The 26,606-nt window shown below is 66.6% G+C and carries 24 protein-coding genes and 2 pseudogenes; 14 read left to right on the top strand and 12 right to left on the bottom strand.

The window, feature by feature from the left end; all coding sequences use genetic code 11:
• The first annotated feature begins 60 nt into the window (after positions 1–60).
• Entirely contained in the window at positions 61–327 is a 267-nt protein-coding gene (locus tag AC5Y5W_RS14840) for a hypothetical protein (protein WP_500010807.1), read from the top strand.
• Positions 328–346: 19 nt separating this feature from the next.
• Here the strand turns inward: AC5Y5W_RS14840 and AC5Y5W_RS14835 are convergent.
• A pseudogene (locus AC5Y5W_RS14835) lies at positions 347–472 on the bottom strand (D-alanyl-D-alanine carboxypeptidase); the annotation flags it as partial.
• Positions 473–689: 217 nt separating this feature from the next.
• Between AC5Y5W_RS14835 and AC5Y5W_RS14830 the strand changes: the two are divergent.
• A complete protein-coding gene (locus AC5Y5W_RS14830) occupies positions 690–1,436 on the top strand; it encodes an ANTAR domain-containing response regulator (RefSeq protein ID WP_500010805.1) in 747 nt (248 codons plus the stop codon).
• Here AC5Y5W_RS14830 and otsB read toward each other — a convergent pair.
• Positions 1,433–2,575, bottom strand: a complete 1,143-nt coding sequence (gene otsB / locus AC5Y5W_RS14825; protein ID WP_500010804.1) for a trehalose-phosphatase — start codon at positions 2,573–2,575, stop codon at positions 1,433–1,435. The two genes, AC5Y5W_RS14830 and otsB, sit on opposite strands and share 4 nt — an antisense overlap.
• A gap of 57 nt (positions 2,576–2,632) precedes the next feature.
• Between otsB and AC5Y5W_RS14820 the strand changes: the two genes are divergently transcribed.
• Positions 2,633–3,508 (top strand): universal stress protein, encoded by an 876-nt coding sequence (locus AC5Y5W_RS14820; RefSeq protein ID WP_500010803.1) that lies wholly within the window; start codon positions 2,633–2,635, stop codon positions 3,506–3,508.
• 28 nt (positions 3,509–3,536) lie between these two features.
• On the opposite strand, the gene AC5Y5W_RS14815 is transcribed toward AC5Y5W_RS14820, so the two are convergent.
• Positions 3,537–4,457: an alpha/beta hydrolase family protein gene (locus AC5Y5W_RS14815; protein ID WP_500010802.1), complete on the bottom strand. Its 921-nt coding sequence runs from the start codon at positions 4,455–4,457 to the stop codon at positions 3,537–3,539.
• 137 nt (positions 4,458–4,594) lie between these two features.
• Between AC5Y5W_RS14815 and AC5Y5W_RS14810 the strand changes: the two are divergent.
• The 3 genes and pseudogenes from AC5Y5W_RS14810 (at position 4,595) to AC5Y5W_RS14800 (ending at position 9,556) form a co-directional block, all read left to right on the top strand.
• Positions 4,595–5,510: pseudogene (locus AC5Y5W_RS14810) on the top strand (helix-turn-helix domain-containing protein).
• A gap of 33 nt (positions 5,511–5,543) precedes the next feature.
• Complete coding sequence (locus AC5Y5W_RS14805) at positions 5,544–8,831, top strand: error-prone DNA polymerase (RefSeq protein WP_500010801.1); 3,288 nt, start codon at positions 5,544–5,546, stop codon at positions 8,829–8,831.
• Positions 8,832–8,914: 83 nt separating this feature from the next.
• On the top strand, positions 8,915–9,556 hold the full coding sequence (locus AC5Y5W_RS14800; RefSeq protein ID WP_500010800.1) for a nitroreductase family protein: 642 nt from the start codon (positions 8,915–8,917) through the stop codon (positions 9,554–9,556).
• Here the strand turns inward: AC5Y5W_RS14800 and AC5Y5W_RS14795 are convergent, their stop codons facing one another.
• A complete protein-coding gene (locus AC5Y5W_RS14795; protein WP_500010799.1) occupies positions 9,557–10,018 on the bottom strand; it encodes a tRNA (cytidine(34)-2'-O)-methyltransferase in 462 nt (153 codons plus the stop codon). It lies immediately after the preceding gene.
• A 74-nt stretch (positions 10,019–10,092) separates the two neighbouring features.
• Here AC5Y5W_RS14795 and AC5Y5W_RS14790 point away from each other — a divergent pair, with 74 nt between their 5' ends.
• The 5 genes from AC5Y5W_RS14790 (at position 10,093) to AC5Y5W_RS14770 (ending at position 14,980) form a co-directional block, all read left to right on the top strand.
• Entirely contained in the window at positions 10,093–10,698 is a 606-nt protein-coding gene (locus AC5Y5W_RS14790) for a class I SAM-dependent methyltransferase (RefSeq protein WP_500010798.1), read from the top strand.
• A 214-nt stretch (positions 10,699–10,912) separates the two neighbouring features.
• Entirely contained in the window at positions 10,913–13,615 is a 2,703-nt protein-coding gene (locus AC5Y5W_RS14785; protein WP_500010797.1) for a sensor histidine kinase, read from the top strand.
• Positions 13,612–14,025 carry a roadblock/LC7 domain-containing protein gene (locus tag AC5Y5W_RS14780; RefSeq protein WP_499900295.1) on the top strand — a complete coding sequence of 138 codons (414 nt, stop codon included), beginning with the start codon at positions 13,612–13,614 and terminating at the stop codon, positions 14,023–14,025. The genes AC5Y5W_RS14785 and AC5Y5W_RS14780 overlap by 4 nt, the downstream gene beginning before the upstream one ends.
• 6 nt (positions 14,026–14,031) lie before the next feature.
• Positions 14,032–14,406, top strand: coding sequence for a DUF742 domain-containing protein (locus AC5Y5W_RS14775; RefSeq protein WP_499888090.1), 375 nt, complete (start codon positions 14,032–14,034; stop codon positions 14,404–14,406).
• Positions 14,387–14,980, top strand: coding sequence for a GTP-binding protein (locus tag AC5Y5W_RS14770; RefSeq protein WP_499888088.1), 594 nt, complete (start codon positions 14,387–14,389; stop codon positions 14,978–14,980). The genes AC5Y5W_RS14775 and AC5Y5W_RS14770 overlap by 20 nt, the downstream gene beginning before the upstream one ends.
• Positions 14,981–15,012: 32 nt before the next feature.
• On the opposite strand, the gene AC5Y5W_RS14765 is transcribed toward AC5Y5W_RS14770, so the two are convergent.
• A complete protein-coding gene (locus tag AC5Y5W_RS14765; RefSeq protein WP_500010796.1) occupies positions 15,013–17,616 on the bottom strand; it encodes an ATP-binding cassette domain-containing protein in 2,604 nt (867 codons plus the stop codon).
• Between the two features lie 82 nt (positions 17,617–17,698).
• On the bottom strand, positions 17,699–18,889 hold the full coding sequence (locus AC5Y5W_RS14760) for an NADH:flavin oxidoreductase (RefSeq protein ID WP_500010795.1): 1,191 nt from the start codon (positions 18,887–18,889) through the stop codon (positions 17,699–17,701).
• A 40-nt stretch (positions 18,890–18,929) separates the two neighbouring features.
• Here AC5Y5W_RS14760 and AC5Y5W_RS14755 point away from each other — a divergent pair, with 40 nt between their 5' ends.
• Together AC5Y5W_RS14755 and AC5Y5W_RS14750 are read left to right on the top strand one after the other, a co-directional pair.
• Positions 18,930–19,778: a bifunctional methylenetetrahydrofolate dehydrogenase/methenyltetrahydrofolate cyclohydrolase gene (locus AC5Y5W_RS14755; protein ID WP_500010794.1), complete on the top strand. Its 849-nt coding sequence runs from the start codon at positions 18,930–18,932 to the stop codon at positions 19,776–19,778.
• Complete coding sequence (locus AC5Y5W_RS14750) at positions 19,775–20,068, top strand: DUF3017 domain-containing protein (RefSeq protein ID WP_499888081.1); 294 nt, start codon at positions 19,775–19,777, stop codon at positions 20,066–20,068. The genes AC5Y5W_RS14755 and AC5Y5W_RS14750 overlap by 4 nt, the downstream gene beginning before the upstream one ends.
• Here the strand turns inward: AC5Y5W_RS14750 and AC5Y5W_RS14745 are convergent.
• The 3 genes from AC5Y5W_RS14745 to AC5Y5W_RS14735 all read right to left on the bottom strand — a co-directional run bounded on the left by AC5Y5W_RS14745 (position 20,065) and on the right by AC5Y5W_RS14735 (position 21,568).
• The gene (locus AC5Y5W_RS14745; protein WP_500010793.1) at positions 20,065–20,457 is read right to left on the bottom strand and encodes a DUF732 domain-containing protein; all 393 of its coding nucleotides are present in this window, start codon (positions 20,455–20,457) and stop codon (positions 20,065–20,067) included. The two genes, AC5Y5W_RS14750 and AC5Y5W_RS14745, sit on opposite strands and share 4 nt — an antisense overlap.
• Positions 20,458–20,541: 84 nt before the next feature.
• Positions 20,542–21,204: an ATPase gene (locus AC5Y5W_RS14740; protein ID WP_500010792.1), complete on the bottom strand. Its 663-nt coding sequence runs from the start codon at positions 21,202–21,204 to the stop codon at positions 20,542–20,544.
• Between the two features lie 7 nt (positions 21,205–21,211).
• Positions 21,212–21,568 carry a type II toxin-antitoxin system prevent-host-death family antitoxin gene (locus AC5Y5W_RS14735; RefSeq protein ID WP_500010791.1) on the bottom strand — a complete coding sequence of 119 codons (357 nt, stop codon included), beginning with the start codon at positions 21,566–21,568 and terminating at the stop codon, positions 21,212–21,214.
• A 146-nt stretch (positions 21,569–21,714) separates the two neighbouring features.
• Between AC5Y5W_RS14735 and AC5Y5W_RS14730 the strand changes: the two genes are divergently transcribed.
• On the top strand, positions 21,715–23,169 hold the full coding sequence (locus AC5Y5W_RS14730; protein ID WP_500010790.1) for an FAD-binding oxidoreductase: 1,455 nt from the start codon (positions 21,715–21,717) through the stop codon (positions 23,167–23,169).
• 70 nt (positions 23,170–23,239) lie between these two features.
• Here AC5Y5W_RS14730 and AC5Y5W_RS14725 read toward each other — a convergent pair whose 3' ends face one another.
• The 3 genes from AC5Y5W_RS14725 to AC5Y5W_RS14715 are packed head-to-tail and all read right to left on the bottom strand — an operon-like array spanning position 23,240 to position 26,473.
• Positions 23,240–23,971 carry a class I SAM-dependent methyltransferase gene (locus AC5Y5W_RS14725; protein ID WP_500010789.1) on the bottom strand — a complete coding sequence of 244 codons (732 nt, stop codon included), beginning with the start codon at positions 23,969–23,971 and terminating at the stop codon, positions 23,240–23,242.
• Complete coding sequence (gene metX / locus AC5Y5W_RS14720) at positions 23,968–25,107, bottom strand: homoserine O-acetyltransferase MetX (RefSeq protein WP_500010788.1); 1,140 nt, start codon at positions 25,105–25,107, stop codon at positions 23,968–23,970. Before metX ends, AC5Y5W_RS14725 begins: the two co-directional genes overlap by 4 nt.
• 10 nt (positions 25,108–25,117) lie before the next feature.
• Positions 25,118–26,473, bottom strand: a complete 1,356-nt coding sequence (locus tag AC5Y5W_RS14715; RefSeq protein WP_500010787.1) for a bifunctional o-acetylhomoserine/o-acetylserine sulfhydrylase — start codon at positions 26,471–26,473, stop codon at positions 25,118–25,120.
• Between the last annotated feature and the right edge of the window lie 133 nt (positions 26,474–26,606).

Below are 26,606 nucleotides of genomic sequence, written 5' to 3'. Positions count from 1 at the left end.
TTTGACGAGCAATTTGCCTTACTCGGTTTACCAGGGGCGTTCTTGTGGCACTTTGCGACTATGGCGTTCAAACTCACCTACAGCGACGGGCAAGAGACCGACTACGACGACGACACCAAATGGGAAGTCGAAAACGGCGTTCTGAAAATGGGACGGGAGTCGGGTAAGTGGACGGTGTTCATTTCCCCGAGTCATTGGGCGACCCTTGAGATAACCCAGGCCAAGGATGGCGGCAAAGACAAAGACGGCGAGAAAGGCAAGGACGGCGGCGACGGCGAAGACCGCGACGACGACGAAGACGACGACGGTAAAGAGAAGGACAGCTGAGCTATCGTCCCGGCGGTGGCGCGTCGTTGGCGATTTCCTTGCCGTCGACGGTGACGCGGACGATCGCCGCTTTAAGGTGAGCCTGCGACATCGTGTCGCGGACGATCTTCATCACCGCTTGAGCCTTGGCCGGATCGGCGGACGAGGACAGGCGGGACGTTGATAGGTCGAGGTGCAGCCCGCCGAAAGTAGGGCAACGACACACACAAAAGGCCCAGCCGCCGGAAGATCGCCATAGTTGATCTTTGCAGTCGCATTCGATCGCTGAGCAACCAGACGTCGTCGCACCCAAACGGTTGAACGCCGGTGAATGCGGGCACCCCGATCGAGTCCATTAAGTCATTTACGGGTGGGGCCTGGAAGTGCCGGATCGGTCGTCGCTTGACCTGATTGCTCGCAGCATTGTCCCGGAATCATCGGCGACGCCACTGCTGCTGCTGGACCCGACGCTGCGCATTCGTGGGATGAACAGCGCGTATGAGCGCGCGACGCTGCGCCCGCGCAGCGAGCTGATCGGCGAGCAGTTATTCGACGCATTCCCGGACAACCCCGACGACCCTGAAGCGTGCGGCACCCACAACTTGGGGGTTTCGCTGGAGACCGTGATGCGCACCGGCCGTAGCCACGACATGTGGGTCCAGCGCTACGACGTCGCTGATCCGGCGCATTCGGGACGGTTTGTCCCGAAGGTGTGGAGTCCGCGCAATTCGCCGGTCTACGACCATGGTGAGCTGGTCGGCATCGTGCATCAGGTCGAAGAACTGACCGATCTCGAAAGCACGCTGTCGGCAATGGCAGCCGCGATCGAAGCCGACGACGCGATAGCTCCAGGCGAGCAGCTGCACATGCTGGCGGTTTTCGCGGCGGCGCTGCCGGCTCAGCGGCAGCGACTGCGCGCGTTGGTGGCAGAGAACGAGCAGTTACGCCAAGCTGTGGAGACCCGCGACATCATCGGTCAGGCCAAGGGCATGCTGATGGAGCGCTATGGCCTCGACGCCGCTGGCGCATTTCGGTTGCTGGTGAGACTGTCACAACAAAGCAACACCCGAGTTGTCGAGGTCGCTCGCAGGCTGGTGGAGATCGACCAGCCGCGCGACACGGCCCGCTAGGAAGCAGCGTCGCCGCGCTCGGCGCCGATTTGGCGTGCCAGCCGCTGCGTGAATGCCACGACGCGATCCGGACTGTCCAATGCGTACCGCGCGGCGGTGGCGCGGTCACCATTGTCGCTGTGGCGCACCACAATTCCAGCGCCGTCGTCGCGGACCGCATCAAAGGCGTCCTCGTCAGTGATGTCGTCGCCGAGATAGATCGGCAGCAGCCGGGCCGAGTCGGCATCCTGGATGTAGTCGAGCACCCAGCGCAGCGTGTTTCCCTTGTCCCAGTCGACGTTTGGCCGCAACTCGATGACCTCGCGCCCAGTGGTCACCCGCAGCTCACTGCGCCGGCCTGCGGCACGCACGACAGCGGAAACCTCACCAACCCGGTCACGGGCGGCATTTCGATAATGCACGGCGATACCAAACCGCTTGTGCTCCACGACAACACCGTCGACCGCAGCAAGCTGGCCGCGCAACTCGGCAGCCGCGTTTTCGAGCACCGGGACGCTGGCGGCAGCCTCCGCGTTCTGGTGGTGTTCACCGTCGGCTCCGGTCAACTCGAAACCATGACTGCCCGCATACCAGATGCCGGGCAGCCCAATCCGCTGCCGCACGTCAGCCAGATCGCGGCCCGACAGCACCGCGACCGGGCACCGCGCGGTCAACAGCGTCAACGCCTCGGCCGCGCCATCGGCCAGCCGTGCGGTGTCGGGATCATCGACGATCTCCGACAGCGTTCCGTCGAAGTCGAAGAACACCGCCGGCCGTTGCGCCGCCAGTTCGTCGATGGCCTGCAACCCGTCGGACAGCGCCGACATCCGCCGATCCCCGGTCCGCACCGCGACCTCGCCCAGGCCGGCGACCACCGCGTCGGCGCCCTCGTCGCGCAGTCGCTCCGCGGTTTCCGTCGCAATACCGATGACCAACGCGAAACCAGCATCCCGCGCGGCCGCCACCCCCTGCGGTGTTGCGGTGACGACGGCACACCGGCCGGGCCGGACCGAGAGCCGGTCTGCCGCCGCGGCGAACTCGGGCGCTTCGGCCGGCGCGGTAGCGACACCGGCGTCGTGCAATCGCTCGATCAATGGGGGGTCGGCCGGCAGGTCGAACAGCACCGCGTCGTGTCGGCGCGGGTCGAGGATGACCGACATACCCATGACATTAGGTGCGCCGCCGATTTAGCGTGGTAGCAGGTAAGGAGGAGCATCATGTCGACCCCGGTATCGCACAGCGGAATCCTGGTCGGTGTGGATGGATCACCGTCGTCGAAAGTGGCGGTGAAGTGGGCGGCACACGATGCGCTCATGCGTGGCGTTTCGCTGACATTGATCCATGTGCTCGCGCCGCCCGTGGTGATGACGTTTCCCGAGACCCCGATGCCGCCCGGTTACATGGAATGGCAAGAGGAGCAGGGGCAGCGCCATCTCCAAGAAGCGTTGGCGCTCACCGAGCAGGCCGGCCTGGCGCACGTCGACACGGAATCCATCGTCGGTTCGACGGTTCCCACCCTGGTGGATCTGACGAAAGAAGCGGCGATGGTCGTGGTGGGATCCCGCGGGCACGGATGGTTGCGGCGCAGCCTGCTGGGCTCGGTCAGTTCCAACCTCGTCCGGCATGCGCACTGCCCGGTGGCCGTCATCCACGACGAAGAACCATCGGTCCATCCTGTCGGAGCGCCGGTGGTTGTCGGTGTCGACGGTTCCCAGGTCTCGGAGGCGGCGACGGCGGTGGCTTTCGAGGAGGCGTCGTTGCGGGGCGTCGAACTTGTCGCTGTGTATGCCTGGCACGACGCCAACGTCTTCGAGTTCGCCGGTATCGACCTCGCCACCATGCAGGCGGAAGGCGAACGGGTACTTGCCGAGGCGCTGGTGGGCTGGCTAGAGCGCTATTCCGACGTCACGGTGCGCCGCGTTGTGGTGAGCGATCGGCCCGCCGATCAGTTGATCGAGCAATCGCACTCCGCCCAGCTGGTCGTCGTCGGCAGTCACGGTCGGGGCGGTTTCGCGGGGATGTTGTTGGGTTCGGTCAGCGTGGCCGTCGTGCAGGCGGCACGCACGCCGGTGATCGTGGTCCGCGGGACGTAGCCAGGCCGCGCGGTGGTTGGGTTTTTCGTCAGCCGACGTGTTTGTCGAACCACTCGATGGGAAGTTCAGGGTGGGCGCCGAAGAAGTTGTAGCCGTCGAAGCGGCGGTCGGTGCCCTCGATCCAATACAGGCTCTTCTCGGCGACCGGGATCGCGTCGTAGATGTCCTGGACGTCCTGGGGGCGCGTCATCGTGTCGTCGTGCACCTGGGCGACCAACGTGGGGACGGTGACCGCCTTGGCGTGTTCCAGCGGCGACTGCTCCGACAGGTGAAAACCCGTCCGCTCGTGCACCGCCTTGTCGAACTTGTCGTAACCGTCGTCCATACCAATGCTTTTGACGAACTCCTCGACGATGTAGCGCCCGGAAACCGGCTGCAGCATCACCATGGCCTGCACCTCGGAGAATTCCTCGGGATGTTTGGACCAGGCGACGGCGGTCGAGTCAGCGCCCAGGCAGACCGACAGCAGCGCCTTTTTCATGTCCTTGGTGTCCCCGCGGGCCGACGCGTAGCGCAGTGAGCCGATGACGTCGCGGTATTCGGTCAGCCCGATGCCGGCGATGCCGCCGTTGCCCTGCCCGCTCATCCCGTGGTTGCGAATGTCGTAAGCCAGCACGTTGTAGCCGGCGTCGTGGAGAGCTTTGTATTCAGGCAGGAAGTTCACCTCGAAGCCGCCCAGCCCGCCGAATTCGGGCAGATGTCCCGGATAGCCGTAGCGGTTGCCCGGCAGGAAGTGGTTGTGAATGATCAGCCGGTCTGAGTCGGCCGGAATGAACCAGCCCTCCAGCGGCACGCCGTCGATCGACGGGAAGAAAACCTCGTCGTACTCGAGTCCGACTTCGTCGGGGCGTCGCAGCACCGGAGCGCGGCGGCCCGCGGTGGTGCCCGTCGTCCAGAGTTGAACGAAATTGTCGAAAGCTGCCTGGGCCTTGTCGTCGTCGCTCGGCATGTCGGTCACCCTTCTGGTGGAGCATGAGTAGGTCTGCACACCGACGCTAGGTCTGATCACCGCCGCCAGGAGTTTCCCTTTATCGGGGGGATAAACAGACCCCCTCATAGTGGCGGCTGGTTTCCTAGTGTTGACGTATGGACCTGGCCAAGGACATCAGGGAGTTCTTGATGAGCCGTCGGGCGAGAATCGCGCCCGGCGACGTCGGGTTGCCGGCCGGCAGCGGACGTCGGCGCGTGTCAGGTTTGCGACGGGAAGAGGTCGCCCACCTCGCCGGTGTCAGCACCGAGTACTACACCCAGATCGAGCGCGGCAAACTCGGCGGAGTCTCCGACGACGTCCTGCGGGCCGTCGCCCGGGCGCTGCGGCTCACCGATGACGAGACCGCGCATTTCTTCGACCTCGCCCGGGCGGCTCTCGTCACCCGCGCGCCGACCCGGAGCAAGCGGTCCGCCAGTCACAAGGTCCCCGACGGGGTGCAGTCGCTGATGGACAGCATGGTCGGGTCGCCCGGCGATCGTCATGAACGGCTGTCTGGACATTTTGACCGCCAATCCCCTCGGCCGGGCGCTGTATGCGCCGGTGTTCGATCGGGCGACCGGTGTACCCAACCTGGCGCGGTTCGTCTTCTTCGACGCCCTCGCCGAACAAATCTTTCCGCAGTGGAAAGAGACTGCCGACGAGGCGGTCGGGCTACTGCAGGCTGAGGCCGCCCGCTCGCCACACTCACCGGCCATCACTCAGATCGTCGGCGAACTCGCCACGCGCAGCGAGGAATTCCGCACCCGGTGGGCCGCGCACAACGTCAAGGGACACCGCTACGGCACCAAGCAGTTCCGTCACCCAGAGATCGGTGAATTGACGCTGACCTACAACGTCTTCGCCGTCACCGCAGCACCGGGACTCTCGCTCGTCGGCTACACCGCAGAACCCGACTCGCCCTCCGCGCATGCGATGCAGATCCTTGCCAGCTGGACCGCCACCAGCCGAACCGATAACGATTCACGCCACTGCGGCCGCGACATCCCCGATGGCAGCTCGAACACCGCCTGAGTGTATCGAACATACATTCGATACACTGACGGGGTGGGCTGGGGCAATGGCCCGCCGACCTGGGCGGAGATGGAGCGGGTGCTCGACAGCAAGCCGCGCCGCGCCAGCACGCCACTTGCGGCTGAGCCTCCCGACGCCGGCCCCCGATCACGCAAGCGTGGAAGCTATCAGCCGCCGGAGGGCAACCGGTCAATTCGTTCGTCAGTTGCCTATGCCGAGTTGCACGCGCATTCGGCGTTCAGCTTCCTCGACGGGGCCGGCACGCCGGAAGAGTTGGTCGAGGAGGCCGTACGACTGGATCTACGTGCCATCGCGCTGACCGATCACAACGGCCTGTACGGCGCGGTGCGGTTCGCCGAAGCCGCTGCGGAACTGGACATGGCGACCGTCTTCGGCGCCGAACTGTCTTTGGCGTCCGGTGCCCGCACCGACGAGCCGGACCCGCCCGGGCCGCACCTGCTGGTGTTGGCCCGCGGCGCGGAAGGCTATCGACGGTTGTCTCGGCAGCTGGCCGCCGCGCATCTGGCCGGCGGTGAGAAAGGCAAGCCGCGCTTTGACTTCGATGCGCTGACCGAGGCGGCGGCCGGGCATTGGCATATCCTGACCGGCTGCCGCAAAGGCCATGTCCGACAGGCACTTTGCAGCGGAGGTCCGGAGGCGGCCGCGGTGGCGTTGGCCGATCTGGTGGACCGGTTCGGCGGCGAGCGAGTCAGCGTCGAACTCACCCATCACGGCCAACCATGCGACGACCAACGTAACGCCGAATTAGCCGAGCTGGCAACCCGATTCGGTCTCGGCGTCATCGCCACCACCGGCGCCCACTTCGCTGCGCCCTCGCGAAGCCGGCTGGCGATGGCCATGGGTGCGATACGGGCCCGCCAGTCTCTGGACGAGGCCGCCGGCTGGCTGGCCCCGCTGGGCGGCTCACACCTGCGCTCTGGTGAGGAGATGGCCCGGCTGTTTGCTTGGTGTCCCGGCGCGGTGACCGCCGCGGCCGAGCTCGGCGAGCAGTGCGCCTTCGGGCTGGCGTTGATCGCCCCTCAGCTGCCGCCGTTCGACGTGCCGGCCGGACATACCGAAGACAGCAGGTTGCGCGAGCTGACGATGACCGGTGCCGGCAACCGCTACGGTCCTCCCAGGCGGGCGCCGAAGGCCTACGCGCAGATCGACCATGAACTGAACGTCATTGAACAGCTGAAGTTTCCGGGCTATTTCCTGGTGGTCCATGACATCACCCGGTTCTGCCGGGAGAACAACATCCTGTGTCAGGGCAGGGGATCGGCGGCCAACTCCGCGGTCTGTTATGCGCTCGGCGTCACCGCGGTCGATCCGGTGGCCAACGAGTTGCTGTTCGAACGCTTCTTGTCGCCGGTTCGCGACGGGCCGCCCGACATCGACATCGACATCGAGTCGGATCAGCGGGAAAAGGTCATCCAGTACGTCTATGACAAATACGGCCGTGACTATGCCGCCCAAGTCGCCAACGTCATCACCTACCGCGGCCGGATTGCGGTGCGAGACATGGCCCGTGCGCTGGGTTTCTCGCAGGGGCAGCAGGACGCGTGGAGTAAACAGATCAGCAGCTGGAACGGGCTGGCCAACAGTCCCGATGTCGAGGGCATCCCCGAGCAGGTGATCGACCTGGCGACGCAAATCCAGAACTTGCCGCGGCATATGGGCATTCACTCCGGCGGCATGGTGATCTGTGACCGCCCGATCGCCGACGTGTGCCCGGTGGAATGGGCGCGGATGGAAAACCGCAGTGTTCTGCAGTGGGACAAAGATGACTGCGCAGCAATCGGTTTGGTGAAATTCGATCTGCTCGGGCTAGGCATGCTCTCGGCCCTGCACTATGCCGTCGACTTGGTGGCCGAGCACAAGGGCATCGAGGTAGACCTGGCGAAGCTGGACCTCTCCGAACCGGCGGTCTACGAGATGCTGGCCCGAGCCGATTCGGTCGGGGTGTTTCAGGTGGAGTCGCGCGCACAGATGGCCACGCTGCCCAGGCTGCGGCCACGTGAATTCTACGATTTGGTGGTCGAGGTCGCGCTGATCCGTCCCGGTCCGATCCAGGGCGGCTCGGTGCATCCTTACATCCGGCGGCGCAATGGCGTCGATCCAGCTGTTTACGACCACCCATCGATGGAATCCGCTTTGCGGAAAACCCTTGGGGTGCCGCTGTTTCAGGAGCAATTGATGCAGCTCGCGGTCGACTGCGCCGGGTTTTCCGCGGCCGAGGCCGACCAGTTGCGGCGAGCCATGGGGTCCAAGCGCTCAGCCGAGCGGATGCGACGGCTGCGTGGCCGGTTCTACGACGGCATGCGCCAGTTGCACGGCGCTCCCGACGAGGTGATCGAGAGGGTGTACGAAAAGCTGGAAGCGTTCGCCAATTTCGGGTTCCCGGAAAGTCACGCGCTGAGTTTTGCGTCGCTGGTGTTCTACTCGTCGTGGTTCAAGCTGCACCACCCGGCGGCGTTCTGTGCAGCGCTGCTGCGTGCCCAGCCGATGGGCTTCTACTCGCCGCAGTCGCTGGTGGCCGATGCCCGCCGGCACGGGGTGATTGTGCACGGCCCCGACGTCAATGCCAGCCTCGCGTACGCCACCCTGGAGAACGCCGGGATGCAGGTGCGGTTGGGGCTGGGCAGTGTGCGTCATATCGGCGATGATCTGGCCGAGAAACTGGTGGAGGAGCGAAAAGTCAACGGTCCGTTCGTTTCTCTGCTGGATATGACGATGCGTGTGCAGTTGAGCGTGCCGCAGACCGAAGCGCTGGCCACTGCCGGAGCGCTGAGTTGCTTCACGATGTCCCGGCGGGAGGCGCTGTGGGCGGCGGGGGCGGCCGCCACGGGGCGGCCCGACCGGCTACCCGGAGTGGGCTCGTCGTCGCACATCCCGGCGTTACCGGGGATGAGCGAGTTGGAGTTGGCCGCCGCCGACGTGTGGGCCACCGGCATCTCCCCGGACAGCTATCCGACCCAGTTCCTGCGCTCGGATCTGGATGCGATGGGGGTACTGCCCGCCGAGACATTGTTGTCGGTGCCCGACGGCGATCGGGTGTTGATCGCCGGCGCGGTGACTCATCGGCAACGGCCGGGGACCGCCCAGGGGGTGACGTTTCTCAACCTCGAGGATGAGACCGGGATGGTCAACGTGCTCTGCATGCCGGGAGTGTGGGCGCGACACCGCAAGCTGGCGCAGACCGCGTCGGCGCTGCTGGTCCGCGGCCAAGTCCAAAATGCCAGCGGCGCAGTCACCGTCGTCGCCGAGCGGTTGGCCAAGCTGACTCTGGCAGTCGGCTCCCGCTCAAGAGACTTCCGCTGACACCCCGAGAGTGCAACTGCCGACGGGTCCACTCGGGAAACGCGTCGATAGTTGCACTTTCGCGGGAACTGTAACCTCCACACATGACCTTGAACCTGTCCTTCGACGAAGTCCTCACCACCACTCGCTCGGTGCGCAAACGCCTCGACTTGGACAAGCCGGTGTCCCGCGACGTGCTCAACGAATGCCTCGAGTTGGCGCTGCAGGCGCCCACCGGGTCCAACGCACAGGGTTGGCAGTGGGTGTTCGTCGAGGACGCCGACAAGAAGAAGGCTCTGGCCGATATCTACCGCGCCAACGCGACCCCGTACCTCGATCAGCCGAAGCCGGAGTACGGCGACAGCCGAGACGAACGCAGACCCCATGTCTACAGCTCGGCCAAATACCTCAACGAGCACTTCCACGAGGTGCCGGTGATGTTGATCCCGTGCCTGGAGGGCCGCCCGGACGGGGCGCCGGCCGGGAGGAGCGCGTCGTTTTGGGGATCGCTGCTGCCCGCGGTATGGAGCCTGATGCTGGCGTTGCGCTCACGCGGCCTGGGCTCGGCGTGGACGACGCTGCACCTGCTCGGCGACGGCGAGAAGCAGGCCGCCGACCTGCTCGGCATTCCGTTCGACAAATACAGCCAGGGTGGGCTGTTCCCGATCGCCTACACCAAGGGCACTGACTTCAAACCCGCCAAGCGGTTGCCCGCCGAGACCGTCACCCACTGGAACAGCTGGTAGTCAAATCCCGCTGAATCCCTGTTGACGCCACGCCTCATACACCGCCACTGCCGCAGCGTTGGACAGGTTCAGCGACCGTCGCCCGGTCAGCATCGGAATGCGGACCGCCTCGGTGATGTGCGCGTCGGCCAGGGTGGCCGCGTCCAGCCCGGTGGGCTCCGGCCCGAACATCAACACGTCGCCGGGCTGATACGCCACGTCGGTGAACAGCGTCGTCGCATGCGCGGTGAACGCGAAGACCCGCCCCGCCGACAGCGTCTGCCAGGCCGCATCAAGCGACGGGTGCACGGTGACTGACGCCAGGTCGTGGTAGTCCAGCCCGGCCCGGCGCAGCTTGGGTTCGGACAAGTCGAAGCCCAACGGCTCGACCAAATGCAGCTCACAGCCAGTGGCGGCCGCAGTCCGGATCGCGTTCCCGGTATTGGGCGCAATCCGGGGCGAGTAGAACAGCATCTTGAACACAACACGCCATCCTCCCTGCCGGTGGATGCTTGCCGGCTACGGAGGCTCGTCCTGCTCTAGGGATAATTGCTCGTATGGTCGAGCAGAGCATCTGGATGCAGAAGGTCGCGGCCGATCCTGGCCATTCGCACTGGTATATCGAGCGTTTCCGGGCCATGGCGCGCGCCGGTGAGGATCTGGCCGGCGAGGCTCGCTTGGTGGACGCGATGGCGCCCCGCGGCGCCCGCATTCTCGATGCCGGCTGCGGTCCCGGCCGGCTGGGCGGGTATCTGGCCGCGGCCGGTCACCGCGTGGTCGGCGTCGACGTCGACCCGACGCTCATCGCGGCAGCCGAGCAGGACCATCCCGGATTGCGCTGGCTCGTCGATGACCTCGCCGAGCTCGACTTGCCCGCGCGCGGCATCACCGAACCGTTCGACCTCATCGTGTCGGCGGGCAACGTCATGACATTCCTTGCCCCAAGCACCCGAGTCCAGGTGCTGGGCCGGTTGCGCGCCCACTTGGCGGGCGACGGACGAGCGGTGATCGGCTTCGGCGCCGGACGCGACTACGAGTTCGCGGAGTTTCTCGACGACGTCGCAGACGCCGGGTTCGCGCCGGATCTGCTGCTGTCCACCTGGGATCTGCGACCGTTCACCGATGACTCCGATTTCCTCGTCGCGATCCTTCGACCGGTGTAGGCCTTTCCGCTTTGCTCAGCTATCGTTTCGGCAGTCTGGCGCGCGGCGGCGAACTCTGTCTGTTCAGTAAGAATTATGGTCACCGTGGCCGCAGGCTGTCATACTCGTCGGATTGCCAGGCGTATATATCGCTCGCCCGTCTGCCTGGGGCGGGTGCAATTGAGCAGGAAGTCCTATGAACGACGCGCGAACACACAGCCGTGGTTCGGGCCCCATGTTCGCCCGTCCGGCCGAAGTGGTCGAGCCGGCTGATCCAGAGACCCTCGGCACGGAACTCGCAGCGTCGCAACGACCGCCGACATGGTCGCTGCGCAATTGGCCGGTCCGCTGGAAAGTCGTCGCAATCGTCGTGGTGCCGTTGGCGCTGGCGATGGTGTTCGGTGGATTACGGATCGCCGGTGCCGTGACCGAGGCCAACGATCTGCGTCGGGCCGCTGACCGCGCCGAAGTCGTTCCGGCCATCACCAAATACATGTCGGCACTCGACGTAGCGGTGCTGGCGACGTCCAACGGGGGCGACGTCGAGGGTGCCAAGAAGAACTACGAGGCGCGCAAACACGAACTGCAGGCGCGGCTGGACGACACCGACGCCGTCCCCGACGTTCGGGCCGGTGTCAACACCATGCTGAACGGCGGCCAGGCCCTACTGGACCGGGTGGCGTCGAACACTATCGGTTTGCGGGAGCGGGTCACCACGTACGCGCCGATCCTGCTGACCGCCGAGAACGCCGTCGACGGGTCGGTACGCGTCGACAACGAGAAGATCCGGGCCGCCGCGCAGGGCCTGAGCCGCGCGATCGGGGCCCGCGGCCAGATGATGATGCAGCAGCTGCTGGTCACCCGCGGCGGGGATCTGCCCGAGCCGGAGTTGCGCACCTCGATGATCACGTTGGCCGGCACCGAGCCGTCGACGCTGTTCGGGATGGCCGAGGTTCTCGGCGTCGGTTCACCGGACGCGAAGAAGCTGCAACAGCAGATGGTGACCCGGATGGCGATCATGTCCGACCCGTCCAGCGTGCTGGTCGACAACCCGGCGCTGCTGCGCTCGATCCAGACCACCGACTCGGTTGCCGCGGAGCTGATCAGGGACACCACTGCCGCGGTGACGAAGTCGGTGGAGGATCGGGCCAACGATCGCCGCGACGCCGCGATCCGGGACACCGTGCTGGTGCTGGCCGCCATCGTGGCCGCATTGGTGATCGTGTTGCTGGTGGCGCGCTCGCTGATCCAGCCGCTGCGGGTATTGCGCGACGGCGCGCTTAAGGTCGCCCACGAGGACCTCGAGCGTGAGATCGCCCGGGTACGGGCCGGCGACGAGCGCGCCCCCGAGCCGCTGCCGGTCTACACCACCGAGGAGATCGGGCAGGTCGCCCATGCCGTCGACGAACTGCATACCCAGGCGTTGCTGCTGGCCGGTGACGAGGCGCGGTTACGGCTGCTGGTCAACGACATGTTCGAGACCATGTCCCGGCGCAACCGATCCCTGGTCGACCAGCAGCTCTCACTGATCGACCGGCTCGAGCGCAACGAGGAGAATCCCGATCGCCTCGAGAGTCTGTTCCGCCTGGACCACCTTGCCGCGCGGATGCGCCGCAACGGCGCGAACCTGCTGGTGCTGGCCGGTGCGCATGGCTCGCGGGGAGACCAGCGCGAACCGGTGCCGCTGGCGACGGTGATCAACGCGGCCACCTCCGAGGTCGAGGACTATCGCCGGGTGGAGACCCCGGCGGTGCCCGAGTGCACCATCGCGGGTGCCGCCGCCGGCGACGTCATCCATCTGCTCGCCGAGTTGATCGACAACGCGCTGCGCTACTCACCGCCGACCGCACCTGTCCGGGTCGCGGCCGCGCGGCGCGACGACGGCGGAGTCCACCTCGAGGTCGTCGACGCCGGTCTGGGCATGACCGACGCTGACCGGCGCATCGCCAACATGCGGCTGCGCGCCGGTGGTGAGGTCACCCCCGACAATGCCCGCCACATGGGTCTGTTCGTCGTGGGCCGGTTGGCCGGCCGGCACGGCATCCGGGTGCGGCTGCGCGGCCCTTCGCGCGACGACCGCCGTTCGGGCACCAGCGCCGAGCTGTATCTGCCGGCATCGGTGCTGGCCGGCGCCGAGCAGGACGGCACGCCGGCCGTGACGCCGACGCGCGCAGTCGACGACGCCGTCTCGGCGGCGGACTACGCTGAGTCCGCCGAATTCGCCGCTGAGACTGAACCGGCGGAGCGCAACGGATCGCATTCGCCTGACTCGCCGTTCAGCCTGTTGCCGCGGCGCACTCCCGGGTCCAGCGGCATCACCGGGACGCCGCCCGGCCCGCCTGTTGAACCCCCTGCGCCGCAACCGTTTTCGGATACCTCCTCGTTCTTCTCCTCGCGAGCACGGGCCAGGCCGGAGCCCGACGTGCCGGAGTCGTATGACGACTGGCCCTCGGATGTCTCGGCTCCGCCGAGCCACGCCCACCGAGCGACCGAGGCGCCCGAGGCGCCCGAGGATCTGATCTATCAGCGGATGCTCTCCGAATGGCTGGTCGATCCGCACGAGTTGGCGCACAGCGCCGACCTGGATTGGAAGTCGGTGTGGGACCGCGGCTGGTCGGTGGCCGCCGAGGCCGAGAACGTGCCCGTCCAGGACCACACCGAGCAGGGCCTGCCGGTGCGTGAACCCGGCGCACGCTTGGTGCCCGGCGCGGCCACCGAGGCGCCCCCCGACCGCGAAGACCGGGTCAACGGGGTCGCGCAGCATCGGGCCCACGAAGACGACGCGGTAGCATTGAACGGCGGATTTGGTTCCGGCCGGCATCAAGCTCCGGCGCGGAATCCCGAAGCGATCCGCTCTTCCATCAGCAGCCACTTCGGTGGCGTGCGCGCCGGACGGTCGCACGCCCGCGAAACACCTCAAGGACCTGATCACGAATGACCAACCAGGCGTATGGCAACTCGCTGGATTGGCTGGTGTCGAACTTCGCCCGCGAGGTACCCGGGGTGTCGCATGCGGTTCTGGTATCCGTCGACGGACTGCTGATGGCTGCCAGTGAGCATCTGCCGACCGACCGGGCGGATCAGCTGGCCGCGGTGTCGTCGGGGCTGGCCAGCCTGGCTACCGGGGCCGCGCAGCTGTTCGACGGCGGTGCAGTGCTGCAGTCGGTGGTGGAGATGCAGAACGGCTACCTGTTGCTGATGCGAGTCGGTGACGGTTCGCATCTGGCCACGTTGGCGTCGACGTCGTGTGACATCGGCCAGATCGGATACGAGATGGCCGTGCTCGTGGAACGGGTGGGCGGCGTCGTCCAGTCGTCGAGACGCGCCCAGTCCATCCAGCACTCGTGAGCCGCAATGGACAGACGCGAGCCGCCGCCACCGCGACCTGAGGCGAGCCTGGTCCGCCCTTACACTTTGACGGCCGGACGGACCGATACCACCGTCGACCTTCCGCTGGAAGCGCCGGTGCAGACGTTGGAGTCGGCGCTCTTTCACAGATGGCCGACTGACGACATGAGAGGAAGAATCGTCCAACTGTGCACCAAAAGCCCCTCGGTTGCCGAAATCTCGGCCCGGCTGAATTTGCCGCTGGGCGTCGCGCGCGTCCTGGTCGGAGACCTGGTGACCGCGGGCTACCTTCGAGTGAGCCCGACCTTGACCGAGCGTTCGACCCGCGATGAACGCCGCGAACTCATAGGAAGGACGCTGCGTGGCCTCCGAGCACTCTGAGCGGCGGGACCCGCGACGGGAAACCGTCTCGACGAAGATCGTTGTGGCGGGCGGGTTCGGCGCCGGCAAGACGACGTTCGTCGGTGCGGTGTCGGAGATCATGCCGCTGCGCACCGAGGCGATGGTCACCGACGCGTCCGCCGGCGTTGACATGCTGGAGGCCACCCCCGACAAGCGGACCACCACGGTGGCCATGGACTTCGGCCGGATCACCCTGGACGAGGATCTGGTGCTCTACCTGTTCGGCACGCCCGGCCAGCGCCGGTTCTGGTTCATGTGGGACGACCTGGTGCGCGGTGCCATCGGAGCGATCGTCCTGGTCGACTGCCGTCGCCTGCAGGACAGTTTCGCTGCCGTCGACTTCTTCGAACACCGCAATCTGCCGTTCCTCATTGCGGTCAACGAATTCGACGGTGCGCCAAGGTATCCGGTCGCCGAAGTGCGCAAAGCACTGGCCCTGGCCCCGCACATTCCGATCATCAGCATCGATGCCCGTGATCGCAGGTCAGCCACCGACGCGCTGATCGCGATCAGCGAATATGCCTTGGCGAGCCTGTCGCCGACCGGCAGCTGACCTCGGTGCTGCATTGGGCCGATCGGTGATCCTCAGCGTTTGAGCCGGATGTGCCACCGGATGAAGGCGCCGTAGGCGACCGACAGTGCGGCCAGCATGAACATGTCGATCACAAAGATGTGCTTCGAGGGTTGCCACCACCGGTCTTCCGTCGGAATTTGCGGGACTTTCACCAGGTGCGGAAAGTCGACCGACGACGCGCCGGCAGCGAATCCCCAGCGGGCCGGCGTCACAAAGGACAGCTGGTTCAGACCGAGCCGGCCGGTCACCGGGATCCCCATCCCGCCGCAAAGCACCAGTTGGGACATGATCGACACCACCAGCAGCGGCATGATCTGCTCGTTCGATTGCGCAACCGCCGACAGCAGCAGGCCGAGCATCGCCGAGGCGACACAAGTGGCGGCAACGGTGAAGAACAGCGACAACGTGGAGCTGCCGAAGAACGGCGGATCCGCAGTGGGCGCGCCCTTGCCGAGCCGGACGATGATCACCGCGATCCCCGCCTGGAGGGTCGCGAAAACGGAGAAAACGACGACCTTCGCCAGCAGGTAGGCCGTGGTGGACAGGCCGACCGCCTGTTCTCGGCGGAAGATCGGGCGTTCGCCGATCAGGTCGCGGATCGTCAACGCGGTCCCCATGAATACCGCCCCGATACAGAGCAGCACCAGAATGTACTGCGGCTGAGTAGGCGCTTGGCCTTGCGGGTCAGCAACACCGAGTCCCGGTTTGTGCCCTTTCACGGTCAGCGTCAGCGCTCCCATCAGGAACGGCAACACCGCCAGGAACACCGTGTAGCCACGGTCGGAGATGACAAGCCGAACCTGACGCCGGGCAATCGTAGACAGCTGCCGCAACAAGTCGGTGTGGACCGGCTCGCCCAAGTCGCCTGGCGCCTCCTGACGCCCGCCCGCCTGGGACGGCAGCTTGTCACCTTTCCGCTCGATGAACCGCCGATTTGCTTCGTCGGGGTCGGCGCCCACCCTGGCGAAGATTTCCGCCCAGTTGCCGGTACCGAAAGCGGACTCGACTTGGCTGGGCGGGCCGCAAAACGCCGTCTTGCCGCCCGGCGCCACCAGCAGGATCTGGTCGCACACGTCAAGGTAGGACACCGAGTGAGTGACCACCAGCACCGTGCGGCCTGCCTCAGCCAGCGACTTCAGCATGAGCATGACCTGACGGTCCAGCGCCGGGTCCAGGCCGGAGGTCGGCTCGTCGAGGATCAGCAGTGAGGGTTGGGTGAGCAGTTCCAGCGCCACCGAGGCGCGTTTGCGCTGGCCACCGGACAGCTTGTCCACCCGGGTATCGGCCTGCTTGGTCAGGTCCAGCTCCTCGAGAACCTGCGCGACGACCTGGGCGCGTTCCTCTTTGCTGGTGTCCGGGGGGAGTCGCAGCTCGGCGGCGTAGCCCAGCGCCTGGTTGACGGTGAGCTGGCGGTGCACGACGTCGTCCTGCGGGACCATCCCGATCCGGCTGCGCATCGTCGCGTACTCGCGGTGGATGTCGTGTCCCTCGAAGGTGATTGCGCCTTGGCTGGGGTTGGTGTATCCGGCAACGAGCCGCGACAGCGTGGTCTTGCCTGCGCCGGACCCGCCGATGATCGCGGTCAGCGTGCCGGGCCGCGCGGTGAACGAGACGTTGTCGATCAGTTCCTTGCCGTCGATCTTGAAGTGAACGCCGTTCACCTCCAGGCCGCCGGTGCGGGTCGCGGCCTCGGTGCGGCGGACCAGGTTGCCGTCGGTGAATACCAGGTCGATGTTGCCGATCGTGACGACGTCGCCCTCACTCAGTACCGCCGAGCCCACCCGCACGCCGTTGACGAACGTGCCGTTGATGCTGCGCGCATCGCGGATCTCGGTGCCCAGCGGCGACTGCACCAGGAACGCATGATGGCGCGACGCCAGCACGTCTTGGATGACGATGTCGTTGTCGTTGGCGCGTCCGATGGTGGCCGAACCGGCCGGCTTCTCCGGCGTCGCGGCTCCCGGCCGGAAAGCCTGGAACATCTTGGTCGCCAGGTTCGCCACTTCGGGAGGCTTGCTGGCGGCCGGCGCCATTTCGGTGCGTGGTGATGGTGGCGGCAGCGGTGGCTGCTGCCGCGGCGGCGGCGGGGCGCTCGGATAACCCGCTCGCTGACCGGCGCCGTTCTGGTACATCGGCTGCGGTGGGGGACCGGGATGAGGCGGGCCGGGCGGATGCGGCCGCATGCCGGGAGACTGCGCTGCGTGGGGGGCGCTACCCCCTCGCGCCGGCTGCGGCTGCGACGGCCGCGGCGGCGGCTGAACCACTCGCATCGACGCGGTCTGTGGCGGCCGGCCGGCCATCCCGGCGTGTCGTCCAACTTCAAAGATCAGCCGCGGCCCGTCCGGATTGCCGATGTTGACCGTCTGGCCGTCGTGGATGTCGACCACCGGGACTCGGCGTCCGTTGACGAATGTTCCGTTCAGTGAACCGTTGTCGATCGCCAGCCAGCGGCCCTGGTCGAACCGCAGCAGTAAATGTGCGCGCGAAATCAGCGGATGCGTGATGCGCATGTCGGCGCGAAGGTCGCGACCGACGACCACGTCATGGCCCGCCGCGAAGGTACGTTCGGATCCGTCGTATCGAACCGTCAGCGCGGGCGGTGCTGATTGATTCATCGAGACAACTGTAGCCGGTTGATTCACCGAACCGACTGTATGCGTTGTGGCGCCGGGCGGTGCAAGACGTGGTCCCGTGGCCCTACCCGACCGGCAATCGGTCCGGCGCGCCGGTCACCACGCAACGGGTGCGGCTGTAGATCGTCGGCATGCATTGATTGCAGTGCGTGCACGCCGAATGCACAGCGTGCTCGTCGCGGATCCGGTTGACCAAGTCCGGCTCGGCCAGCAGCGCGCGGGCCATCGCGACGAAGTCGAATCCTTCGGCCATCGCCAACTCCATCGTTTCCCGATTAGTGATGCCCCCGAGCAAAATCAGCGGCATGGACAGCTCGGCGCGAAACAGCCGGGCGTCCCGCAGCAGATATGCGTCGCGATAGGGATATTGGCGGAGGAACTTGTGACCGGTCATCCGCATCCCCCAGCGCAGCGGCGGCTTGAAGGCGCCGGCGAATTCCTTGATCGGGGCGTCGCCCCGGAATAGATACATCGGGTTGACCAGTGAGCTGCCGGCGGTGAGCTCGAGCGCATCCAGCCCGCCGTCGTCCTGCAACCACTTGGCCGTGGTCAGCGCCTCTTCGAGCGAGATGCCGCCACGCACACCGTCGGCCATGTTGAGTTTGGCGGTCACCGCGATCTGCTGATCGACGGCGCGGCGAACGGCCAACACCAACCCGCGCGCGACCTTGGCCCGGTTCTCCAGCGATCCGCCGAACTCGTCGGCGCGGCGGTTGATCAGCGGGCTCAGAAAAGAACTGGCCAAATAGTTGTGGCCCAAATGGATTTCGACGGCGTCGAACCCGGCGTCGACGGCGAGCCGGGCAGCGTTGGCGTGCGCAGCAATGACGTCGTCGATGTCGTCGCGGGTGGCCTTTTTGGCGAAGCGCATCCCGATCGGGTTGAAGAAGCGTACCGGCGCCAGCGCTCGGGCCTTGTTGGAGCGGGCGTCGGCCACCGGGCCGGCGTGCCCGATCTGCGCGCTCACCGCGGCACCCTCGGCGTGCACAGTGTCGGTGAGCCGGCGCAACCCGGCGACGGCCTCCGGGCGCATCCAGATCTGGTTGCCGCCGGTGCGACCACCGGGGGAGACCGCGCAGTAGGCCACCGTCGTCATGCCGACCCCGCCGGCCGCCGGCAGCCGGTGGTATTCGATCAGATCGTCGGTCACCAGCGCGTCGGGTGTGCGGGCCTCGAACGTCGCCGCTTTGATGATGCGGTTACGCAGTGTCAGCGGACCGAGTTTGGCGGGGGCGAACACGTCGGGGGCGGGCATACCGGCAGCTTAACGGGCAACGCATGAAACACTGTCAGGCGTGGCTGCGAACACACTGGACGGCAAAGCAACACGCGACGAAATCTTCGTCGACCTCAAGCAGCGGGTGGCCGCACTGACGGCCGCGGGACGCACCCCCGGCTTGGGCACCATCCTGGTCGGCGACGATCCCGGCTCGCAGGCCTATGTGCGGGGCAAGCACGCCGACTGTGCCAAGGTCGGCATCACCTCGATCCGCCGTGACCTGCCCGCCGATGTCAGCCAGGCCAAGCTCGACGAGACGATCGACGAACTCAACGCCAACCCCGAATGCACCGGCTACATCGTGCAGCTGCCGCTGCCCAAGCACTTGGACGAGAACGCCGCATTGGAGCGCGTCGACCCCGATAAGGACGCCGACGGGCTGCACCCCACGAACCTGGGCCGGCTCGTGCTCAACACGCCAGGGCCGCTGCCATGTACGCCACGCGGCATCGTGCATCTGCTCCGGCGCTACGACGTGCCGATCGCCGGCGCGCACGTGGTCGTGATCGGTCGCGGCGTGACCGTCGGCCGGCCATTAGGGCTGCTGCTGACCCGCCGCTCGGAAAACGCCACGGTGACGTTGTGCCACACCGCAACTCGTGACCTCGCCGGGCTGACCCGACAGGCCGACATCATCGTGGCCGGCGTCGGCGTGCCGCATCTGCTGACCGCCGACATGGCGCGACCGGGCGCTGCCGTCATCGACGTCGGGGTCAGTCGCACCGACGACGGGCTGGTCGGCGATGTGGCACCGGAGGTGTGGGAGGTCGCCGGCCACGTGTCGCCAAATCCCGGTGGTGTCGGCCCGCTGACCAGGGCTTTCCTGCTGACCAACGTCGTCGAATTGGCTGAGGCCGCGCCGTGAGCGTGTCCGACCGGACCCGCATGATCTTCGCCGCCCAGTGGCCGATCGTGTTGGTCGTGCTGATCTTCGTCGTCGCCTTCGCGCTGGCCGCCGCCAACTTCTGGCGTCGCGGCGCACTGCTGATCGGCATCGGTGTGGGAGCGGCGGCGGTGCTGCGACTAGTGCTGTCCGAGGACCGCGCCGGGCTTTTGGTGGTGCGCAGCAAGGGAACTGACTTTGCCACCACGGCGGTGGTGGCGACCGCGATGGTCTACATCGCGTCGACGATCGACCCGCTGGGGACGGGTTAGATCCCCGGCAACCCCGACATCCCCGGCAGCTGCGGCAGGTTCGGCATGTTGCCGTCCGCCAGCGACGCCATCATCGACGGGCAGTACATCGATATCGCGATGCTGGTGAACAACTGCGCCATGCCGGGCGACATGCCGTTGTTGCCGACCACGTTCGACGCCGCGGAGGCGAACGTTCCGCCCGGCTGAGCCAGCATGGGGCAGATGGACTGACCGAGCTCAGCTGTGCTGCCGGGATCTCCGTAATTGACGCCGGCGCCGTTGAGCGCGGAAAGGAAGCTGTCATCGATCGAGTCGGCCTGTGCCGGCGCCGCCAACGCCGCAGCGGCGATCAGCCCGGTGGATATCGCTAGCGCAATTCTGTTGCGACAGCTGTTCAATGCCGGCATGTTCCGCTCCTCACTCACGTCGCTCCCAGGAACAGTGGGCTACGACAGTCACATTCACGACGCGATGAGGTCAAGGTTTGAACACTATGCGTCTGTTGGGGGCTCGAGTTCGAGCGCGGCCGCGACGATCGGCTTCGCCCAGTCGGGCGTTAATGCCAGGTCGTCGGGGCCGATGATACGTCCCTGATTGACATGCAGCACAAGCCGCGGCTGCGGTGCCTGCCCGGCGGCCGGGTCGGCTTGCGTCGAGTTGTCGTAGACGCGCAACTCGGTGAGCGCGGGCAGCAGACGGACCAGGTTGAGTCGGCTGTGCCGGTAGCGGCGCCGGATGTCCGCGTCGGGAATGTCGTGGCCGCCGCCACGAACTCGCTGCCGGACCCGCTCGATGTGCGCGTCGGCGCTGGCCAGCCCGACGTAGAAGACCCGCACCTCGATTCCCTGCGACGCGGCGCCGGCGATCAGCCGGGTCATCGTGCTCCCGCCCAGTGTGGTCTCTATCGCGAAATCGAGGTGTTCCCGGATTGCCCTCTCCAGCAAGCGTTTTCCCTGCTGCCACGCCAGCGAGTTGGCGCTGGCCTGGTCCAGGCTCGGATTCGCCGCCAGCACCGCGCGCGCCGCCTCGTCGGGATTGAAGTAGTCCGCTCCGGCGGCGCGTATTGCCGCACCGCCGATACTGCTCTTACCGGCGCCGTTGACACCGGCGAGCACGTACAACCGGGCCGGCGGCGCACCGTCGTTGCTGGCCACCGGGTGGTTATCGGCGCGGCTTTTCCCGGGCGGCCTGCACCGCGGCGCGGCCCAGCTGCGCAGGCGTGGCGTCGAATGCGGCCGCGATCGCGGCCTTGCTCTGCGGCCGCTGCATCCGGTCGAGCAGGTCGTCGAAACGGTCGCTCAACTCATCGAGGGCGGGCTCGCGCGAGCGGGTCAGCGCTTCGAATTCGGCCACCGACAACAGCACCGCCTTGGGCGTGTTGTGCTTGGTGATCGCAACGGCGCCGGAGAGCGCGGCTTCCTCGAAGACAGCTCCGAACTGATTTTTGAAGCGGGTGGCCGCGACGGTCGGCAGGTCGACCAGTTTGCCGTCACGATTGCGGAAGGTCAGGGTGGTCATGGTGCCTCCCTTTCGTTCGTAGGCCGAGTCTAGCCAATACAGCCATTATAGCCAATTTGGCTAGTTAGTCCGACACGTCGCCCGGGTCGACGGATATCGCCGTTTCGTCGCCGACAATTCGGAGATGACACCTTCCAGGCCGTGCCGTGCCGCGTGAAATCTCGCGGCAGACGTTTCTGCGGGGTGCGGTCGGAGCGGTAGCCGCCGGCGCAGTTTTCGGATCGGGTCGAGTCGGCTCGGTCCGGGCCGGTGCAGAACCGGCCGCCTCCGGCTGGGAGGGGCTTGCCAGCGCCCTCGGCGGGCATGTGCTCACACCCGGCGACGGTGGTCAATTCGCAACGGCCAAACAGGTTTTCAATACCAACTACAACGGCTCGACACCGGCGGCCATCGTCACCCCGACGTCGGCGGCCGATGTGCAGAAGGCGATGGCATTCGCCACTGCCCACAACCTCAAGGTCGCCCCGCGCAGTGGCGGGCACTCCTATGTCGGCGCCTCCACGGCGAACGGCACCATGGTGCTCGACCTGCGTCAGCTGTCCGGCGGAATCAATTACGACGCCGCCACCGGCCAGGTCACCGTCACGCCGGCGACCAGTCTGTACGCGCTGCACGAGGCGCTGGCCGCAACCGGGCGGGGGATCGCGACGGGTACCTGCCCGTCGGTCGGCACCGCCGGGCATGCCCTGGGCGGGGGCCTGGGCGCTCAATCCCGGCACGCGGGATTGATGTGTGACGCGTTGACGTCGGCGTCGGTGGTGCTGCCCAGCGGCGAGGCGGTCACCGCGTCTGCGGCCAACCACCCCGATCTGTTCTGGGCGTTGCGCGGCGGCGGTGGCGGCAACTTCGGGGTGACAACCTCGCTGACCTTCGCCACGTTCCCCACCGGCGACGTCGACGCCGTGAACCTCACTTTTCCGCCGCAGGCCTTCGCACAGGTTCTGCTCGGTTGGCAGAAATGGCTGAGTACGGCCGATCGCAGCAGCTGGGCACTGGCCGACAGCACCACCGACGCGATGGGTACGCACTGTCGCATCCTGGCGACCTGCCCGGCCGGGTCGGGCAGCAGTGTGGCCGCCGCGATCACATCAGCTGTCGGAGTACAACCGACCGGTACCGAGAACCACACGTTCAACTATCTGGACCTGGTGCGGTATCTGGCCGTCGGGAACCTCAACCCGTCGCCGCTTGGCTATGTCGGCGGATCCGACGTCTTCCCCACCATCAACGCCGGCGCCGCGCAGGGGATCGCCGCGGCAGTGGACGCCTTTCCGCGTGGCGCAGGCCGCATGTTGGCGATCATGCACGCGCTCGACGGCGCGCTCGCCACTGTGGCACCGGGAGCTACCGCCTTCCCGTGGCGCCGGCAGTCCGCGCTGGTGCAGTGGTACGTCGAAACAGCCGGTTCCCCGTCGGCTGCCACCAACTGGTTGGCCACGGCTCACCAAGCGGTGCAACCGTATTCGGTCGGCGGCTACGTGAACTACATCGAAGTGAACCAGCCGCCCTCGCGCTATTTCGGCCCGAACCTGCCCCAGCTGAGCGCCGTACGGCAGAAATACGACCCCCGACGGATCATGTTCTCCGGGTTGAACTTCTGAACCCTCGAACGTCGACTTGTTGTGCCGCAAACCGCGAATTCGCCCAACAACTCGACGTTCGGGCGCAAGTTCAGGACAGCGTGGCGCGTACGCAGACCGTCACGTACGGCAGTGCCAGGCCTTCGGTGCTGGCCAGCGCCGGATGGGTGGCCAGCAACTCGCGTACCTCATCGAGCGTCTTGCTACGCACTTCGGTCGGCGAGGTGATGCAGTAGCTGCGAGACGCCACCAGGTCGATAAGAGCTTGCGGCGTCAAGTAACTCGTCCACTCGACCTGATGGCGCTGCACGTCCGTGAAGGGCCCGGGCAGCGTCACTTTGTCACGGACCGGGTCACCGTCGCGCCCGATGATGCGACCCAGCTCGCGCACCCAGCCGAGCCGCTCGTCGCGAGTGTTCCATACCAGGGCCAGCCGGCCGCCGGGTCGCAGCACCCGGGCCACTTCCGGAATTGCGCGTGCCGGGTCGAACCAATGCCACGCCTGGGCGACCAGCACCGCGTCAACGCTGTTGTCCGCCAGCGGAATCTCTTCGGCGGTACCCAGTAATGCCGGGGTGTCGGGCAACGAGCTGCGCAGCACCTCCAACATCTCAGCGATCGGATCCACCGCCACCACGGCCAGGCCACGTTCAACCAGCCGAGTGGTCAGCTTGCCGGTCCCCGCGCCAAGGTCGAGCACATTGCGGACCTCAGCCGGCAGCAGCCAGTCGATGGCCTCCGGCGGGTAAGACGGACGGCCCCGCTCGTAGGCGGCCGCTTCGGCGCCGAACGACAGCGAGCGGGCTTGCCGGGAGCGGGTCACCGCCGGCGCACACCTTCGCCGGCGGCTATATCCAGCGTCCGTCGCACCAATTCGCCGACGGCTTCGGATTCCACCAAAAAGCCGTCATGTCCGTAGATCGAGTCGATGACCTGTAGCTCGGTGCATCCCGGCATCAGGTCAGCCAGTTCCTCCTGCAGCCGCAGCGGAAAGAGCCGGTCGGAAGTAATGCCGCCGATCACCACCGGTACCGGACAGCCGCGCAGTGCCTCGGCGACCCCACCGCGGTCGCGACCGACGTCGTGTCCAATCATCGCGTGGGTCAAGGCCACATAGCTTCCGGCATCGAACCGGGCGACCAACTTGCTGCTCTGATACTCCAGATAACCTTGCACGGAGTAACGACCGCCCGTCGCCGGATCTTCGCCGCTCTGAGCATCATTGGCGAAGCGGGTGTCCAACTCGAGCTCGCCCCGGAAAGCCAGGTGCGCGAATTGGCGGGCGATCGCCAGTCCGACGTCGGGTGTGCGGCCGGTGCCGTGGTAGTCACCGCCCTGCCAGTTCGGGTCGGCCTCGATCGCTCTGAGCTGGCTGACCTGGGTGCCGATCTCGTCGGCAGTGCTACGCGCACCCACCGCCAATAGCAACGCGGACGCAACCTCGTCGGGGTGGCCGATAATCCATTCCAGCGCCCGTGCGCCGCCCATCGATCCGCCGACGACGGCGGCAACTTTGGTGATGCCCAGTGCGGCCAACGCCGCGATGTCTGCCTCCACCTGATCGCGAATCGTGACAAGCGGAAACCGTGAGCCCCAGGGTTTTCCGTCGGGAGCCAGTGAGCTGGGCCCGGTTGAGCCGCGGCAGCCGCCCAGCACGTTGGTGGACAGTGCGCACCAACGGTTGGTGTCGATCGGCGCACCCGGCCCGGCGATGCCGTCCCACCAGCCCGGCGTAGGCTGCCCGGGCCCGGCGGGGCCGGTGATGTGCGAATCGCCGGTGAGCGCGTGCAACACCACGACGACGTTGTCGCGTGACGGCGACAACTCTCCCCACCGCTGTACGGCGATCTGGACGTCGTCGAGCACTACGCCGCTTTCCAGCGTCAGCGAACCGACGTCAACGACGCCGAGTTCCCCTTCGGCGGGAAGCGCTTGAGTTGGCACGTCGAAGATTGTCACCCAAGCCTCCTCAGAATGCCGCCACGGCCTGCGGGTCGCCGGCGGCGGCTCCGAATTTGCGAGCTGCGGCAAAGCCGAGCTCGAGGTCGGCCAGGATGTCGTCGATGCCCTCGACCCCAACGGCCAACCGCACCAGTCCTGGGCTGACGCCGCTCGACAGCTGCTCGTCGGGACTGAGTTGGGAGTGGGTCGTCGATGCCGGGTGGATCACCAGCGACCGCACATCCCCGATGTTGGCGACGTGGCTGTGCAGTTGCAGCGCATTGACAAACGCCTTGCCGGCCTCCACGCCGCCGGCCAACTCGAAGGCCAGCACTGCGCCGGTTCCTCTGGGCGCCAGCTTCTGTCCCAGCTCGTACCACGGCGAGCTCGGCAGCCCGGCGTAGTTGACCGACACCACGTCGTCATGACCGGCCAAAAACTCGGCGACCCGCTGGGCGTTGGCGACGTGACGCTCCATCCGCAGACTCAAGGTTTCCAGTCCCTGCGCGACCAGGAACGCGTTGAACGGCGAGGCCGCAGAACCATAGTCGCGCAGCAGTTGCACCCGGGCCTTGAGCGCGAACGCGGGCGGCCCCAATTCCGCGTACACCACGCCGTGGTAACTGGGGTCGGGCGTGGTGAAGTCGGGAAAACGACCGCCCGTCCAGTCGAACGTGCCACCGTCGACGATGACACCGGCGATCGCGGCGCCATGGCCACCCAGGTATTTGGTGGCCGAATGGACCACGACGTCGGCGCCCTGGGCGATCGGCTGGATCAGGTAGGGGGTGGCGACGGTGTTGTCGACGATCAGCGGCAGCCCGTTCTGGTGGGCAATAGCGGCCACGCCCGGGGTATCCAGCACGTCGATCTGCGGATTGGAGATCGTCTCGGCGAAGAACGCCTTGGTGTTGGGCCGGATCGCCGAACGCCAGGACTCCAGGTTGTCGGGGTCGTCGATGAAGGTGACCTCGACGCCGATCTTGGCCAGCGAATAGTGGAACAGGTTGTAGGTGCCGCCGTAGAGCCGCGGACTGGAGACGATGTGGTCACCGGCGCCGGCCAGGTTCAGCAGCGCGAACGTCGACGCCGCTTGACCGGAGGCCAGGAACAGTGCGGCCACCCCGCCCTCGAGCGCGGCGATGCGCTGCTCGACGACGTCGGCGGTCGGGTTCATGATCCGGGTGTAGATGTTTCCCGGGACTTCCAGCCCGAACAGCGCCGCCGCGTGTGCGGTGTCATCGAAGGTGAAGGAGGTGGTCTGGTAGATCGGCAGGGCGCGTGCATGGGTGGTCGGGTCCGGCCGCTGCCCGACATGGATTTGTTTGGTTTCAAATGACCAATGCGCGGTCGGATCGTTGTCGTCGTTCTCGTCAGCGCTCATGTGCATGCTTTCTGTCAATGGCTTGCATGGGGGCGGTTGCTCGTAGGCGCCCGGGACGCCATCCGGAGAAGACGTCAACCGGCAGCCATTCGGTCAGCAACGGTGAGACACGATGGGCCGGCCCCAATAGGCG

The organism is Mycobacterium sp. NGS51 (assembly GCF_059812525.1).
This window is presented reverse-complemented; position numbering and strand designations above follow the sequence as displayed.